We start from the raw sequence: 16,177 nt of genomic DNA, 5'->3' as shown, positions 1-16,177 counted from the left end.
ATCCGTTCTCTCATACAATCTAGTAAAGAAAGACAGGAGAGGATAGGATATGCAGAATATTCAGCGTTTTTTACTAAAACAATTGAAAGATCAATCAACCGTCTATTTATTTGTGCTTATATTGTTCATAATGGGAGTAATTTTTGGCGCAATCATCGTAAACAGCATGAGCATTACGCAAAAAGAAGATCTGTATTATTATTTAAACCTGTTTTTTGGACAAGTATCGGACGGAAAACTTGCCAGCTCGTTTGAAATGTTCAAGCAAAGTTTTTTCCACAATACAAAATATGTAGGGCTTATGTGGCTTCTAGGCATTTCGATCATTGGTCTGCCGATTATTTTTATCATGTTATTTTTAAAAGGAATGGTCGTTGGATTTACAGTCGGATTTTTAGTAAATCAAATGAAATGGGGCGGATTTTTGCTGTCATTCGTTTCCGTTTTGCCGCAAAATTTGCTGCTGATACCTGTGTTTCTTATTATGAGCGCATCGGCAATTTCTTTTTCCTTCAAGCTCATTAGACAGCTTTTTGTAAAAAAGTTCCACGATCAGCCGTTTAGAATGTTTGCAGGCTATGCAGTCACATTTTCTTGCTTGATCGCCGTTATATTGCTCGCTGCAATGTTAGAAGCATATGTTTCCCCGATCCTGATGAGAGGGACGATCGATTTTATTTATAAATAATAATTATTATTTAATATAAATTTTATTTTTTAATTTAAAATTATTTCAGTTGGACACTTTCTTTTATTTTGTTATAATATATGAGGAATGCGGCGAGGGAGGGAAAGTGTCATGGAAAACCGCATAGAGCGTATAAAAAAGCAGTTGCATTCTTCAAGCTATAAATTAACCCCGCAAAGGGAAGCAACCGTTCGTGTTTTGCTTGAACATGAAGAGGATCATTTAAGTGCCGAAGATGTTTACCTCCTCGTTAAGGAAAAATCGCCTGAGATCGGGCTCGCAACAGTGTACAGAACGCTGGAATTGTTAACTGAGCTGAAAATTGTTGATAAAATAAACTTTGGAGACGGGGTTTCCAGATATGATTTGCGCAGGGAAGGAGCCGCTCATTTTCACCATCATCTCGTATGTATGGAATGCGGTTCCGTTGATGAGATTCAGGAAGATTTATTAGAAGATGTTGAAAAAATTGTCGAACGAGATTGGAAGTTTAAAATTAAAGATCATCGTCTAACTTTTCACGGCATATGCCACCGCTGTCAGGAAAAAGAAAAAGAAGATAACAAGAAAGAATAAAGCCTTTTCCGCGAGGGGAAAGGTTTTTTTATATTATATACGTATAAAGATTGTCCAGACGGTCATATCTTTAAATATAAGAAAATATGGCCTTGTGGAGGACGAACATGGAAAAATGGACGAAAACCGTAAAGAATATGCTTAAAATTTTTATCTTGTTTACAGGATTTACGATTTTGTTCTACTATGCTATTATATGGGTTAACTTGGAATATCAAGATTACCATCGCTATGACGAGCCTGAAGGATCTGCCGTAAAGGTGACAAGCGTTGTGGAAGAACAGAACGATAATTGGCTGAATCGCTTAATATTCTTTTATTTAAACGGGGAGTAGAGAAGATTGAACGATCATATCCAAGATTTTATTCATTATTTGACCGTTGAGAGAGGACTTGCGAACAATACGATCGTTTCATATGAGCGAGACTTGAAATCGTACAAGCAATTTTTGAACGAAAAACTGAATATTCAAGAAGTGCAAAATATTCAACGCTATCATATTTTGCAATATTTGCATTTTTTGAAAGATCAAGGGAAATCCAGCAAGACAATCGCCCGGCATATCGCCTCAATCCGCGCTTTCCATCAATTTTTGTTAAGGGAAAAAGCTGCGGATGAAGACCCGTCCGTCCATATTGAAACACCGCAGATTGAACGGAAGCTTCCGAAAGTGCTGTCTCTTGAGGAAGTGGAGCGGCTTCTTGAAACGCCTGAGCTGACCTCACCGATTGGATATAGAGATAAAGCAATGCTTGAACTTTTATATGCGACAGGTATTCGGGTGAGTGAAATGGTTCATTTGAATCTTTCAGACGTCCATTTGATTATGGGATTTATCCGCTGCTACGGAAAAGGGAAAAAAGAACGGCTCGTTCCGATTGGAGAAAAAGCAACAAAAGCGCTGGAGGAATATTTGGAAAAGGGCCGGCCAAAGCTTGTAAGACAGAAGCATAAAACGGATGCCTTATTTTTAAACCATCATGGAAAAAGAATTTCCCGCCAAGGATTTTGGAAAAATTTAAAATCGATTGCGGTTAAAGCAGGAATACAAAAAGAATTGACTCCTCATACATTGCGACATTCCTTTGCCACCCATCTGCTTGAAAACGGCGCTGATCTAAGAGCGGTGCAAGAAATGCTAGGTCATGCTGATATTTCAACCACGCAAATTTATACTCATGTAACAAAAACACGTTTAAAAGATGTATATAAAATGTACCACCCCCGTGCTTAATGCCATCGTCATGCTAAAAATCAAGTTGCTCGTCTGTTTCGGCAAGCATTAGGAAAAAATATAATCATCACCGCTATAAAATGGCAGGAGGAATTTAACATGCAGCATACATATAAACGCGTCTTTTTAATTGTAATGGATTCAGTTGGAATCGGCGAAGCACCGGATGCAGAGCTTTATAACGACAAAGGTGCTGACACGCTTGGCCATATCGCTGAACATCTCGGCGGTTTGCATTTGCCGAATTTAGCGAAGCTCGGATTGGGGAATATACGTGAAATAAAAGGTGTTCCAAAGACAGACAAGCCGCTCGCCTTCTATACAAAAATGAAAGAAGCTTCAGCAGGAAAAGATACGATGACTGGTCATTGGGAGCTGATGGGGTTAAAAATCGATTCTCCTTTTCAAGTATTTCCAGACGGCTTCCCAGAAGAACTGATAGAGGAGCTTGAAAAAAGAACCGGGCGAAAAGTGCTTGGCAATAAGCCGGCAAGCGGTACGGCAATTATAGAAGAGCTTGGAAAAGAACATATGAAAACAGGAGCCATCATTGTCTATACGTCGGCAGACTCTGTTTTACAGATTGCTGCACATGAAAAAGTCATTCCTCTGAACGAATTATATCAAATTTGTCAAATTGCCCGCGAACTGACTTTGGATGAAAAGTACATGGTTGGGCGCGTTATAGCTCGTCCGTTTGTCGGGGAGCCGGGGAATTTTGAACGGACTGCCAACCGGCATGACTATGCTTTAAAGCCTTTCGGCCGAACAGTTATGAACGAGTTGAAGGACGGAGGATTTGATGTAATTGCCCTTGGGAAAATTTCCGATATTTATGACGGCGAAGGCATTACAGATGCAATCCGGACAAAGTCGAATATGGATGGATTGGACAAATTGATCCAAACATTCGACCGGGATTTTACAGGTCTTTCCTTTTTGAACCTTGTCGATTTTGATGCAAAATTCGGCCATAGAAGAGATCCTGAAGGGTATGGACAAGCGCTTGAGGAATTCGATGCTCGTCTTCCTGAAGTGTTCGAAAAAATGAAGGAAGAAGACCTGCTCATCATCACAGCAGACCATGGAAACGACCCTCTTCATCACGGTACAGATCATACTAGAGAATATGTTCCGCTGTTAGTTTATAATTCAACCTATACAAAAGGAAAAGAACTGCCAATCAGAGAAACATTTGCAGATGTAGGCGCAACCATTGCAGAAAATTTCGGCGTGCAAATGCCAAATTACGGAACAAGCTTTTTAACAGAATTGAAGCAGGGGGATTGATCAATGTCAATTGTGGAAGAAGTTGAAAGGGCCTCTCAATTTTTAAAAGATAAATGCAAACAAACTCCAGAGATCGGTCTCGTTCTAGGATCAGGTTTAGGAGTTCTCGCTGAAGAAGTGGAGGATGCTGTAACCATTCCATACAGCGGCATTCCTTATTTTCCGGTTTCCACTGTTGAAGGGCATAAAGGCCAATTCGTAATTGGGGAGCTAAATGGAAAAACAGTAGCGATCATGCAAGGCAGATTCCATTTTTACGAAGGGTATAGTGTAAAACAAGTGACATTTCCTGTGCGAGTCATGAAGGCGCTGGGTATTCATTCCTTAATTGTGACAAATGCAGCCGGAGGGATCAATCAGTCATATCAGCCAGGTGATTTAATGCTGATTACCGATCATATTAACAACATGGGACAAAACCCTTTAATTGGCGAACATAGCCCTGAGCTTGGCGACCGTTTTCCCGATATGTCGGAAGCGTACGATAGCAGACTAATCCAGCTGGCAAAAGAAGCAGCGAAAGAGCTTGGCATCGAAATAAAAGAGGGGGTTTATGTTGCCAATACTGGACCGTCCTATGAAACGCCGGCTGAAATACGGATGTTAAGAGCGATCGGGGGAGACGCAGTTGGCATGTCAACAGTTCCAGAAGTGATTGTGGCGAATCAAGTCAAAATGAAAGTGCTTGGCATTTCATGTATTACGAACATGGCGGCTGGTATTTTAAAACAGCCTTTGACGCATGAAGAAGTCATGAAAACGGCGGAAATGGTTCGGGCTGATTTTATAGCGCTAGTAAAATCCATCGTAGCCAAAATGTAGAAAAAGGTGATTTGCATGCGAATGGTCGATTTAATAGAGAAGAAGCGGGATGGGAAAGCGCTCACAAAAAAAGAAATCCGTTATATCATTGAAGGATATACGGCCGGGGAGATTCCGGACTATCAAATGAGCGCTTTCGCCATGGCCGTTTTTTTTAGAGGGATGACGGAAGAGGAAATGGCGGAGCTCACAATGGCGATGGTTGATTCTGGAGAAAAGATCGATCTTAGTGAAATTAAAGGAATAAAAGTGGATAAGCATTCGACCGGAGGAGTTGGCGATAAAACTACGTTGGTGCTTGCGCCGCTTGTGGCTTCAGCTGGTGTTCCTGTTGCCAAGATGAGCGGAAGAGGTCTTGGCCATACCGGCGGAACGATTGATAAACTAGAATCGATCCCGGGGTTTCATGTTGAAATAGACAATCGACAGTTTGTCCGTTTAGTCAATCAAAATAAAATTGCAGTCGTTGGACAAACGGGGAATTTAACTCCCGCTGATAAAAAACTGTACGCATTAAGAGATGTGACAGCGACGGTTAACAGTATTCCTCTTATTGCCAGCTCCATCATGAGCAAAAAAATCGCTGCCGGAGCGGATGCCATTGTTTTAGATGTTAAAACCGGATCGGGCGCTTTTATGAAAAATATAGAAGAATCAAAAAAACTGGCAAAAGCGATGGTGAAAATAGGGGAAAACGTCGGCAAAAAAACGATTGCCGTGATCTCCGATATGAGTCAGCCGTTAGGGTTTGCCATCGGAAACGCTCTTGAAGTCCAAGAAGCGATTGATACATTAAAAGGTGAAGGTCCTGAAGATTTAACTGAACTATGTTTAACGCTTGGCAGCTATATGGTGTATATGGCGGAAAAAGCAGACAGTTTAGAAAAAGCGCGTAAACTGCTCGAGCAATCCATTGCTTCAGGAAAAGCTTTAGAGACTTTTAAAACATTTGTCTCTGCCCAAGGGGGAGATGCCTCAATTGTGGACGATCCATCAAAATTGCCGCATTCTTCGTATACATTCGAATTAAAGGCGAAAGAAGAAGGCTATGTAAACGAAATTGCAGCTGATGCAGTCGGGACTGCCGCCATGTGGCTTGGTGCCGGAAGAGCGACGAAAGATGCTGCAATTGATTTGGCAGTCGGCCTCATCCTCCATAAAAAAATAGGCGATTACGTAAAAAAGGGAGAAACATTCGTTACAATTTACAGCAATCAACAAGATATTGAAAAGGTAAAACAAACTTTATACTACAGCATTAAAATTTCGAAAAACAAAACAAAAAAGCCTGTCCTTATTTATGAAACAATAACAAATTAGGAAAGAAAAAAAGAATCGGGTAATCCCGATTCTTTTTTTGTATAACTTTTTAATAATTGGAAAAAATGGGTTTTATACAGATAATTTTACCAGTAAAAATTCATTCTCATTTCATTTTTAGAGTCTTTTACATTTCATTAGATTAGATTGCAGTTACATATGAGGAATGGAGGATGTGGAGATGAAACAATTACTACTGTCTGTCATGGCAACATTTGTTCTTTTTTTTGGGGTTTCAACGGCTGCGTGGGCAGAAGAAAAAAATGTCAAACTAGTAGATGGAGTGAAATCGGCTATATTGATTGAGCGGGATACAGGTCAAGTACTATATGAAGAAAATTCAGATACACCGCTGCCGCCCGCCAGTATGACGAAAATCATGACGCTTCTTCTTATTATGGAAGCTCTTGATAAAGGAAAGATTCAAATGGATGAAAAAGTAAGAGCGAGCGAATATGCAGCATCCATGGGGGGATCGCAAATCTTTTTGGAGCCTGGGGAAGAAATGACAGTGGAAGATTTATTAAAAGGAATTGCGATTGCTTCCGGCAATGATGCGTCTGTCGCGATGGCGGAGAGAATTGCAGGATCAGAAGAACAGTTTGTATCCATGATGAATCAAAAAGCGAAAGAGCTCGGACTGAAAAATACGCATTTTAAAAATTCGACCGGATTACCTGCAAAAGGACATTATTCGTCGGCAAAGGACATGGCGGTTATTGCCAAAGAGCTATTAAAATATGAAGAAATTACGAAATTTACGGGAACATATGAGGATTATTTACGAGAAGGAACAGACAAAAAATTTTGGTTGGTCAATACAAATCGGCTTGTGAAATTTTACGACGGAGTTGACGGTGTAAAAACAGGTTATACAAACGAAGCGAAATACTGTTTAACGGCAACAGCCAAAAAAGGGAATATGCGGGTGATTGCTGTTGTATTTGGAGCTAAAACGCCAAAAGATCGAAATGCTCAAATCACGAAGCTGTTAGACTATGCCTTTTCCCAGTATGAAACCCATCCTCTGTTTAAACGAAACGAAGTGGTGACAAAAGCAAAACTGAGCAAAGGAAGCGATAAAGATGTACAGCTGATTACTTCGGAGCCTGTTTCCATTATAACCAAAAAGGGCGAAAGCATTGATGATATTAAACAAGAAATTATGTTTAAAAACCACCTGGTAGCGCCAGTGAAAAAAGGAGATGAGCTTGGAACCCTCGTGCTGAAAAAGAATGGAAAGGTTTTTGCTGAAAGCAAGCTTGTGGCTAAACAAGATGTTCGCGTTGCGAGCTGGTGGAAGCTGTTCAAAAGGGTTCTAGGCGAATGGACGAAGGCCGAAAAATGATATTTTTGGCGAAATTCCACTAGTTTTGTCTTCAGGCAGGAAATATGAAAGGTCAACTCGAAAGATTCAATATCATAGTTGAAGGAGGAATATGATCTTGAGTCTAGCGGTTGACCTTGAAGTAAAAGAAAACGTGTTATTGATACGTCTGTCAGGGGAGCTCGACCACCATACAGCAGAGGAACTTCGGCAAAAAGTCAATGATGCCATCGAAAATAACTCTATTCAACATATTTTATTAAATTTAGAACAATTAACTTTTATGGATAGCTCTGGACTTGGAGTGATTCTCGGGCGTTATAAGCAAATAAAACATCTCGGCGGTGAAATGATTGTTTGCGCCATCTCCCCGAGTGTAAAGCGTCTTTTTGACATGTCAGGTTTATTTAAAATTATTCATCTGGCCGAGACAGAGAAAGCGGCTTTGCAAACGTTGGGGGTGGCGTCATGAAAAACGAAATGAAGCTTCAATTTTCCGCTGTAAGTCAAAATGAATCATTTGCAAGAGTAGCTGTAGCTTCCTTTATCGCACAGCTGGATCCGACGATCGATGAACTAACCGAAATCAAAACAGTAGTTTCCGAAGCTGTGACAAATGCGATCATTCACGGTTATGAAAATAATCCTGACGGTATTGTGTATATTTCCTGCACGCTAGAGGACCATATCGTTCATTTGACGATTCGAGATGAAGGGGTAGGAATTGACAACATTGAAGAAGCTAGACAGCCGCTTTTTACAACAAAGCCTGAGCTGGAGCGTTCAGGAATGGGATTTACCATCATGGAAAATTTTATGGATGAAGTGAAAATAGAATCGGAAAAAAATAAAGGCACAATCATTCGATTAACAAAACATCTTACAAAAAGCAAAGCTTTATGTAATTAAGGAGATTAGCTTATGGATGTGGAGGTCAAGAACGAACATTCGAATGGACAATTGAAGGATCAGGAAGTCAGGGATTTGATTAAAAGAAGCCAGCAAGGCGATCAGGCAGCCCGCGATTTGCTTATCCAAAAAAACATGCGGCTCGTTTGGTCAGTTGTGCAGCGATTTTTAAACCGAGGCTATGAGGCGGATGATCTATTTCAAATCGGCTGCATTGGCTTAGTGAAATCGGTCGATAAGTTTGATTTGTCGTATGATGTTAAATTTTCCACTTATGCTGTTCCGATGATTATAGGAGAAATTCAACGATTCATCCGGGATGACGGAACAGTAAAAGTGAGCCGTTCATTAAAAGAGCTCGGAAATAAAATTAGACGGGCTAGAGAGGAACTGTCCAAAACACTTGGCAAGGTGCCAACAGTAGGGGAGATCGCTGACTACTTAGATATTTCACCTGAAGATATCGTTCTTGCACAAGAAGCTGTACGTGCACCTTCCTCCATCCATGAAACGGTTTATGAAAATGATGGCGATCCGATTACATTGCTGGATCAAATTGCAGATCAAAATGAGCAAAAATGGTTTGATCAAATAGCATTAAAAGATGCTATGAACGATTTAGGCGAGCGGGAGCGGCTGATCGTTTATTTGCGGTATTATAAAGATCAAACACAGTCGGAAGTCGCAAAACGGTTAGGAATCTCACAAGTTCAGGTGTCCAGACTGGAAAAGAAAATATTAAAGCAAATGAAAGACCGAATGAGCGGATAGCTCTTTGGTCTTTTTTTGTGGAAATAAATGGTCTTGATCATTTTGCATGAGGGAGTGGCGAACGTTTCATACTATTAGAAAAAAGTAGGATGTGACAGGGCGTGAATAAAACGGTTTATGTGCGTCTAAAGCATCGTATTCAGGCAAAACCGAACGAAAGGATCACGCTTAACAAAATCGCGAAAATAATTGCAGACGAAGCGTTAATCAGCAAAATGGGGGATCAAATCATTCATCAAATTCAATCAAAAGATAAAACATATGTTGTCATTGATGTCATCAACGTCATAGAAAAAATCCAATCCATTGATCCTTCCCTTGATGTCCAACCTGTTGGGCCGACGCAAACAATTGTTGAAATTCAAAATCATCGAAAAAAATTTGCTCCCGTCCTTTTTTTTCTTGTATGGCTGTTATTATTTGTCGGATCGGCTTTAACGATTATGAACTTTCATGAAGATGTCAGCATGCAGCGGATGCATCGCAATTTGTATCAGTTTTTCACTGGCAATAAGATCGATAAGCCGTTAATTTTGCAAATCCCCTACTCCATCGGTTTGGGGCTGGGAATGGTTCTGTTTTTTAATCACGTTTTTAAAAAGAAATTTAATGAAGAGCCGAGTCCGTTGGAAGTCGAGATTTTTAATTATCAAATGGATCTCGACCAATACATCGCCATAAACGAAAACAAAGAAAGCGTGAAAAATGATGATGATTAAATGGTTCATGCTTTTGTTTACGGGGTTTGCAGGGGGCTTGGCTGTCGGGTGTGGATTTGTTGCGTTTTTATCTGTTCTCGGAATCATTCCAAGACTCATGCAGCTGACGAAGACAATAAAATGGATTCGTTTGTATGAATGGGCTGTTATTCTTGGCGCCGTGTCCGGCGGTTGGTTCAGCCTCTCTCCCGTCTATTTGCATGCTTCGCATTATTGGTTTATCCCGATCGGTCTCCTTTACGGAATATTTGTCGGAATGCTTGCAGCAGCATTAACAGAAGTGCTGAATGTATTTCCGATATTAGCGAAAAGGATCGGCATTGATGACAAAATCGTTATGTTGATGATGGCGATCGTTTTAGGAAAAATTTGCGGCTCTTTGTTTCATTGGCTTTATTTTGCTGGTCTGTAAAGGCAATTTGTCATATGATCGGAGGAAACATAGCATGATGCGGTTAACGGGAAAGCAAACATGGGTGTTTCAGCATAAATTGTTTGTCAATAAAACGGCAACTGTCGTTGGGCCGAAGGAAGCGAAAGGACCGCTTAAGGAAACATTTGATGCTCATTTTGATGATATGTACTGCGGTGCGCCGTCTTGGGAATTGGCCGAGCGGAATTTAATGGAGCAGGCGATCAGCCGCTGTTTAAAAAAAGCTGAATTAAAGGAAGAGGATATTGATTTGTTTTTGGCGGGGGATTTATTGAACCAAAATGCTACATCGAACTATACAGCTAGAATGCTCAATATTCCGCTGTTATGTATGTACGGGGCCTGTTCGACTTCAATGGAAACAGTCGCTACGGCATGCGCGCTGATCGATGGGGGGTTCGCGAACAAAATTATCGCTGCCACAAGCAGCCATTATGGCGCAGCTGAAAAGCAGTTTCGGCATCCAACGAATTTCGGCGGACAAAAACCAGAAACAGCGACGACAACCGTAACAGGGGCAGGTGCTGTATTAATCAGCAAAGACGAAAGTGAGATTGCCATAACGGCTGCAACGATCGGCAAGGTGATCGATGTTGGCAGGAAAAACCCTTATGATATGGGGTCCGCAATGGCGCCGGCAGCTGCAGATACAATTAAGCAGCACTTTCGTGATTTAAATCGGACTCCTTCTGACTACGATTTAATTCTTACCGGCGATCTTTCGGGAGTCGGCAGTCCGAAGCTGAAGGAATTATTGCTTGAGGATGGGTACGACATCCGAGGCAACCATTCAGATTGCGGGCTGTTAATTTTTCATCCAGCACAAAGAGCATTTGCCGGCGGGAGCGGATGTGCTTGTTCAGCAGTTGTAACTTACGGCCACATATTCCAAGAAATGAAAAAAGGAAATTTAAAACGAGTATTGATGGTGGCAACCGGGGCTCTGTTAAGTAAAACGATGATCAAGCTGAACGAATCGATCCCGGCCATAGCTCACGGAGTAGTTTTTGAAAGACAGAGATAGAAAGGCGGGAAAAGGTGAGCTGAACATGAATGATGAAGAGAAAGGATTCGATAGCATGACGAAATTAACCGATCAAGAAAAAAGTCAAATCTCTCCCAAACTGCAAGATACCGAAAAATTTTTTCGAGATCATATTGGCTTAGGAACAAGCTTTGATTTAGGCGTGCGCAAATTTATGCTTCTCGGAAAACAAGTGCATTTATATTATGTGACAGGACTTTGCGATTCACTTTATGTCATCGAACTGATCAAGGAGCTTTTGAAAATCAATGATCATGAAACGGAAGCCAATCGTTTAAAGGAAATTGTCAAAAACCGTCTCGTTCATCAGCAAGTAACATTGGTTCAAACGCTTGATGAAGCAGTCGATCAAGTGTTGTCAGGCTTAGTCGTTTTTTTTGTCGAAGACAGCGATTTTGCTTTTGTTGTCGATGTCCGCAACTATCCTGGAAGACAGCCGGAAGAGCCGGATACGGAAAAAGTGATCCGCGGCGCACGTGACGGTTTTGTGGAAAATATCGTTGTCAACACGGGACTGATTCGGAGAAGAATAAGGGACGAACGTCTGAGATATGAAATCATGAAAATCGGCGAGCGATCAAAAACCGACATTGCGATCGCGTATTTGGAAGATGTGGCGGATCCAGGATTAATTGAAGTGATCAAAAAGGAGTTAAAAACGATAAAGATTGACGGGCTTCCAATGGCAGATAAAACAATTGAAGAATTTTTAGTAAAGCAAGGCTTTAATCCGTTTCCGCTTGTCCGCTATACAGAAAGAGCGGATGTAGCTGCAGTTCATTTGCTGGAAGGACATGTCATTATTCTTGTTGACACGTCCCCGAGTGTCATTATTACGCCAACTACTTTTTTTCACCATGTTCAGCACGCCGAAGAATACCGTCAGGCGCCAGCGGCCGGAACGTTTGTCAGATGGGTGCGCTTTTTTGGCATGCTAGCTTCTATTTATTTGCTTCCTCTTTGGATGCTGTATGTAGTGCAGCCGTCTTTACTGCCGGAGGCTATATCTTACATCGGACCAAACAAAGAAAAAAATATTCCGATTGTTGTTCAAATTTTTCTTGCTGACATAGGGATTGAGCTTTTAAGAATGGCAGCCATTCATACACCGACAGCTCTTTCAGTGGCGATGGGTTTAATTGCAGCAGTTCTCATAGGACAAATTGCCATCGATGTCGGTTTGTTTTCGCCGGAAGTTATTTTGTACGTTTCCATTGCGGCGGTCGGTACTTTTGCAACCCCGAGCTATGAATTGAGCGTAGCCAATAAAATCGTTCGTTTTGTATTGCTGCTATTAGTAGTGATCTTTAAAGTGCCCGGATTAGTGATCGGCTGCACACTGTTCATCCTTTTCCTTGCCAGCATTCGATCGTTAAATACGCCTTATTTATGGCCGTTTATCCCTTTTAATCCTCAAGCCTTTTGGCAGATCATCGTCAGGTCGTCGGTGCCTCATATAAAAGTAAGGCCAAGCATTGTTCATCCGCAGAACGTAAAAAAGCAGCCTTAAAAAAATTTGAAAGAGAAAATGTTTTATGGTAATGTATTTTTAACTTTTACGTTCACGAAAGCGGGGGCTAGTCTTTGTATTTACAGGGAACAAGTAAAATCAACCAGTTAGGGCATTTAGAAATCGGCGGTGTCGATACAGTTGAACTTGCCAAACAGTATGGGACACCGTTATATGTATACGATGTCGCACTCATTCGCGAACGAGCCCGTTCTTTTAAAAATACATTTGAATCATTAGGAGTTCCATATCAAGTTGCTTATGCAAGCAAAGCCTTTTCTTCCATTGCAATGGTGCAGCTTGCAAATGAGGAAGGGCTTTCTCTTGATGTCGTTTCAGGCGGTGAACTGTATACGGCATTAAAAGCAGGATTTCCTCCGGAAAAAATTCATTTTCATGGAAACAATAAAAGCATCGACGAGCTTGCAATGGCTCTGGAGGCAAATATCGGTTGCATTGTGATTGATAATTTTTATGAAATTGATGTTTTATCTTCTCTTTGCCGGCAAATGAATAAAAAAGTTGCGGTGTTGCTTCGCGTTACACCAGGCGTCGAGGCACATACACATGATTACATTACAACCGGGCAGGAAGATTCGAAATTTGGATTCGACCTTCATAATGGTCAAATCGAAAAAGCGATTGAGCTTGTAAAGAATCAATCGCATTTACAGCTATTAGGAATCCATTGCCATATCGGTTCGCAAATTTTTGGCACTGAAGGATTTGTTTTAGCAGCAGGAAAGATTTTTGGGAAAATTTCTATTTGGAAAGAAAAGTTTCAGTTTGTTCCGAAAGTTGTAAACTTAGGGGGAGGATTCGGAATTCGATATACGAAAGAGGACGATCCTCTGCCAATGAATGTATATGTTGAAAAAATGGTGGAAGTTGTGAAAGGACACTCTGAGAAGCTTCAAATTCCTCTCCCTGAAATATGGATTGAGCCAGGACGCTCTCTCGTCGGGGATGCAGGAACAACCTTGTACTCGATAGGATCTCAAAAGGTCGTCCCTAACATTCGCAAATATGTTGCGGTGGACGGAGGCATGAGCGACAACATCCGGCCTGCTTTGTACCAGGCAAAATACGAGGGGGCTCTTGCCAACCGGATGAATGACGAATGTTCTGAGACTGTATCGATTGCAGGAAAATGCTGCGAAAGCGGGGACATGCTCATTTGGGATTTATCCCTTCCTACCGTAAAAGCAGGCGATATATTAGCTGTTTTTTGCACGGGAGCTTACGGATATTCTATGGCAAATAATTATAACCGGATCGCTCGGCCTGCTGTTGTATTTGTTGAAAACGGCGAAGCGAGACTTGTCGTCAAAAGGGAAACATACGAGGATTTAGTTAGTCTCGATTTGCCTTTAAAAGCGGAAGTCGGTCAACCGTAAACGAAAAACGGCGTCTCAACATTAGTTGAAGACGCCGTTTTCATTATTGGAAAAACGATGCGATGGCATCAATGATCGAAGAAAAGAATTCTTTCAATTTTTGCAAAAAGCTTTGTCCTTCTTCGGATTCGAGAAATTTAGAAATTTTGTCTTTTGCTTTGTCAAGCTGGTTTCCGACTTCATCCCAATTGATATTGACGTTAATCATATTGTTAAATAAGAGGATTAAATTGTTTATATCATCTTCGGAAAGATTTATTTGCAAATCTTTTGCTGCTTGTTCAATCATTTCTCTTAGCTCTTGGTCATTTTTCGGAACGCCGTTTTCGGACATCTGTTCTTTTACTTTTGCAATTAATGCCGAAGCATTTTCGTCACCAATCTTATCTCCAAGCTTTGCTGTTTCCACCAGCTCTTGGTTGGCGACCTGTTTCACGTCTTCAGGGATCGCTTTATCAGTCGAAACTTCATAAGCTTTTATCAACCCTGTTAAAGCGGCTGTTCCGGAAACTTCAAAAGGCGCGGTGACATAAACATTTGCATCTTTGACACCAGCTGTCATGAGCGCATTTAAGTACATTTCATCCGTGACCCAGTTTATGTTGTTTGTTTGGACTTCTAAACCAGATCCCTTTTTCTCAATTTGTATTTTGGAAGAAGAAATCGCTTTTGAACCGATTTGCGCTTTCGGAATATAATCCCCCAAATATTTGTGCTCCTCTTCGTTTGTCACGGTGACCGTTTGCACGTTATCTGGTACGCCCATTTCCTTTAAGAGATCCTGCTTTTGCTGCTCCGTTAAATCGCTGCCTAACGTGACAATAACATCTCCAACAACAGAATCAGCAAAACTAGTAGTTGGTGTTGCCAACCCAATAGCAAGTAATATGGATAAAACGATTTTTTTCATCACTTAACCTCCTAAGCGAACATGACTTCGAATATATGATATAGAGTGCAAAAACTTTCAACCATTTAAGACGTATATATATACTAAAACGTTTCATCTGTATTTTATGTTTTACTCTATGATAAAATAAAGAGAAAATTTTTTCATGAAAGGGAGCTGTTTTATGAGCAAAAAAGGCTACATTTTAATGGAAAACGGAGAAAAAATTGAATTTGAGCTTTTTCCGAATGAAGCTCCAAATACAGTGAAGAACTTTGAAAAACTTGCGAATTCAGGCTTTTATGACGGTTTGACTTTTCATCGTGTTATTCCAGGGTTTGTAAGCCAAGGCGGATGTCCGAATGGCAACGGCACTGGTAATGCAGGATATACGATCAAATGCGAAACAGATGGCAATCCACATAAACATGTAACCGGCGCCATTTCTATGGCTCACGCAGGCAGGGATACAGGCTCTTGTCAATTTTTTATCGTTCATGAACCTCAGCCTCACTTGGATGGAGTTCATACTGTTTTTGGCCAAGTAACTTCAGGCATGGAAACTGTGTTGAGCATGAAAAACGGAGATGTAATGAAAAAAGTAGAAGTGTATGAAAATTAAATTCCTCTTTCAAATAGAAAGGGATGTACAAAATGAGAATGAAAAACTGGATATTATTTATTGTTCTTGTTGTATTGAGCATTATTTGGGGACTCGTCTATTGGATGTTCATTGCTGACTAGCTGAATACCGCTCAGCTTTAGTTGATAATATAATTTTTGTAGATGCGGTCAAGTGTAGGAGAGAAATAATCGATAAAAAGGCACTTTTTCATATTGTTCAAAGATTGCTTTCTTGACAGAAGACCGTTTGAAGGGAGATAATAGTAAAATAATTGGCTGTTTTCTTCAGCTTTGTTTCTTTTTCAAAAACTCGTGAATGCTTCAAAATGGAAGGTGGGAAGCAAGAGGAAGCAGCCGTTTTTCCCATTGAAAATAACATAAAATGAATGATGCATCCTTCGGGGCAGGGTGAAATTCCCGACCGGCGGTGATAAAAGCTTTTAAGCTTTTTTAGCCCGTGACCCGCATTGGCGGAACGCCTTTGCGGTGGATCTGGTGAAAATCCAGAGCCGACAGTATAGTCTGGATGGGAGAAGGATCACTTTTGAAGGTGAGGAGTATAAACTGTTCAAAAAGAACAGATTTTATACTCTTATTTGAGTATACCTTCTTTTCGTTAAAG

General features: G+C 40.8%; 18 protein-coding genes and 1 riboswitch. Of the genes, 17 read left to right on the top strand and 1 reads right to left on the bottom strand.

Annotation, left to right across the window (positions count from 1 at the left end; all coding sequences use genetic code 11):
• The first annotated feature begins 49 nt into the window (after nucleotides 1-49).
• From spoIIM to lysA, 16 genes are all read left to right on the top strand, one after another.
• Nucleotides 50-688: a stage II sporulation protein M gene (spoIIM, locus tag NSU19_RS12665; protein WP_066247667.1), complete on the top strand. Its 639-nt coding sequence runs from the start codon at nucleotides 50-52 to the stop codon at nucleotides 686-688.
• A gap of 111 nt (nucleotides 689-799) precedes the next feature.
• Nucleotides 800-1,264, top strand: coding sequence for a Fur family transcriptional regulator (locus NSU19_RS12660; protein WP_063388338.1), 465 nt, complete (start codon nucleotides 800-802; stop codon nucleotides 1,262-1,264).
• 107 nt (nucleotides 1,265-1,371) lie between these two features.
• Entirely contained in the window at nucleotides 1,372-1,599 is a 228-nt protein-coding gene (locus tag NSU19_RS12655; RefSeq protein ID WP_063388337.1) for a YqzK family protein, read from the top strand.
• 6 nt (nucleotides 1,600-1,605) lie between these two features.
• On the top strand, nucleotides 1,606-2,499 hold the full coding sequence (xerD, locus tag NSU19_RS12650; protein WP_063388336.1) for a site-specific tyrosine recombinase XerD: 894 nt from the start codon (nucleotides 1,606-1,608) through the stop codon (nucleotides 2,497-2,499).
• Nucleotides 2,500-2,598: 99 nt separating this feature from the next.
• Nucleotides 2,599-3,789 carry a phosphopentomutase gene (deoB, locus tag NSU19_RS12645; protein WP_311066295.1) on the top strand — a complete coding sequence of 397 codons (1,191 nt, stop codon included), beginning with the start codon at nucleotides 2,599-2,601 and terminating at the stop codon, nucleotides 3,787-3,789.
• A 3-nt stretch (nucleotides 3,790-3,792) separates the two neighbouring features.
• Complete coding sequence (locus NSU19_RS12640; RefSeq protein WP_339196768.1) at nucleotides 3,793-4,611, top strand: purine-nucleoside phosphorylase; 819 nt, start codon at nucleotides 3,793-3,795, stop codon at nucleotides 4,609-4,611.
• 15 nt (nucleotides 4,612-4,626) lie between these two features.
• Nucleotides 4,627-5,931, top strand: coding sequence for a pyrimidine-nucleoside phosphorylase (locus NSU19_RS12635; RefSeq protein WP_339196766.1), 1,305 nt, complete (start codon nucleotides 4,627-4,629; stop codon nucleotides 5,929-5,931).
• A 181-nt stretch (nucleotides 5,932-6,112) separates the two neighbouring features.
• Nucleotides 6,113-7,279 carry a D-alanyl-D-alanine carboxypeptidase family protein gene (locus tag NSU19_RS12630; protein WP_063388332.1) on the top strand — a complete coding sequence of 389 codons (1,167 nt, stop codon included), beginning with the start codon at nucleotides 6,113-6,115 and terminating at the stop codon, nucleotides 7,277-7,279.
• A 97-nt stretch (nucleotides 7,280-7,376) separates the two neighbouring features.
• The gene (spoIIAA, locus tag NSU19_RS12625; RefSeq protein WP_063388331.1) at nucleotides 7,377-7,730 is read left to right on the top strand and encodes an anti-sigma F factor antagonist; all 354 of its coding nucleotides are present in this window, start codon (nucleotides 7,377-7,379) and stop codon (nucleotides 7,728-7,730) included.
• Entirely contained in the window at nucleotides 7,727-8,167 is a 441-nt protein-coding gene (spoIIAB, locus tag NSU19_RS12620) for an anti-sigma F factor (RefSeq protein ID WP_063388330.1), read from the top strand. Before spoIIAA ends, spoIIAB begins: the two co-directional genes overlap by 4 nt.
• 12 nt (nucleotides 8,168-8,179) lie before the next feature.
• Entirely contained in the window at nucleotides 8,180-8,938 is a 759-nt protein-coding gene (gene sigF, locus NSU19_RS12615) for an RNA polymerase sporulation sigma factor SigF (RefSeq protein ID WP_063388329.1), read from the top strand.
• A gap of 101 nt (nucleotides 8,939-9,039) precedes the next feature.
• Complete coding sequence (locus NSU19_RS12610) at nucleotides 9,040-9,657, top strand: stage V sporulation protein AA (protein ID WP_063388643.1); 618 nt, start codon at nucleotides 9,040-9,042, stop codon at nucleotides 9,655-9,657.
• On the top strand, nucleotides 9,644-10,069 hold the full coding sequence (locus NSU19_RS12605; protein WP_094246162.1) for a stage V sporulation protein AB: 426 nt from the start codon (nucleotides 9,644-9,646) through the stop codon (nucleotides 10,067-10,069). Before NSU19_RS12610 ends, NSU19_RS12605 begins: the two co-directional genes overlap by 14 nt.
• A 37-nt stretch (nucleotides 10,070-10,106) precedes the next feature.
• A complete protein-coding gene (spoVAD, locus tag NSU19_RS12600; RefSeq protein WP_066247704.1) occupies nucleotides 10,107-11,114 on the top strand; it encodes a stage V sporulation protein AD in 1,008 nt (335 codons plus the stop codon).
• Nucleotides 11,115-11,169: 55 nt separating this feature from the next.
• The gene (locus tag NSU19_RS12595; protein ID WP_327855896.1) at nucleotides 11,170-12,645 is read left to right on the top strand and encodes a spore germination protein; all 1,476 of its coding nucleotides are present in this window, start codon (nucleotides 11,170-11,172) and stop codon (nucleotides 12,643-12,645) included.
• A 74-nt stretch (nucleotides 12,646-12,719) separates the two neighbouring features.
• A complete protein-coding gene (lysA, locus tag NSU19_RS12590; protein WP_063388642.1) occupies nucleotides 12,720-14,042 on the top strand; it encodes a diaminopimelate decarboxylase in 1,323 nt (440 codons plus the stop codon).
• 43 nt (nucleotides 14,043-14,085) lie between these two features.
• Here the strand turns inward: lysA and NSU19_RS12585 are convergent, their stop codons facing one another.
• Nucleotides 14,086-14,952 carry a DUF1002 domain-containing protein gene (locus NSU19_RS12585; RefSeq protein WP_066247675.1) on the bottom strand — a complete coding sequence of 289 codons (867 nt, stop codon included), beginning with the start codon at nucleotides 14,950-14,952 and terminating at the stop codon, nucleotides 14,086-14,088.
• Nucleotides 14,953-15,115: 163 nt separating this feature from the next.
• On the opposite strand from NSU19_RS12585, the gene NSU19_RS12580 reads away from it, so the two are divergent.
• Nucleotides 15,116-15,553 (top strand): peptidylprolyl isomerase, encoded by a 438-nt coding sequence (locus NSU19_RS12580; protein WP_063388640.1) that lies wholly within the window; start codon nucleotides 15,116-15,118, stop codon nucleotides 15,551-15,553.
• 392 nt (nucleotides 15,554-15,945) lie between these two features.
• A riboswitch (FMN riboswitch) is annotated at nucleotides 15,946-16,097 on the top strand.
• The last annotated feature ends 80 nt before the right edge of the window (nucleotides 16,098-16,177 follow it).

It is taken from the genome of Aeribacillus sp. FSL k6-2211 (assembly GCF_037966125.1).
Taxonomy (GTDB): Bacteria; Bacillota; Bacilli; order Bacillales; family Aeribacillaceae; genus Aeribacillus; species Aeribacillus composti.
Note: the sequence above shows the minus strand (reverse complement) of the source record. Positions and strands in the feature narration are given on the sequence as shown.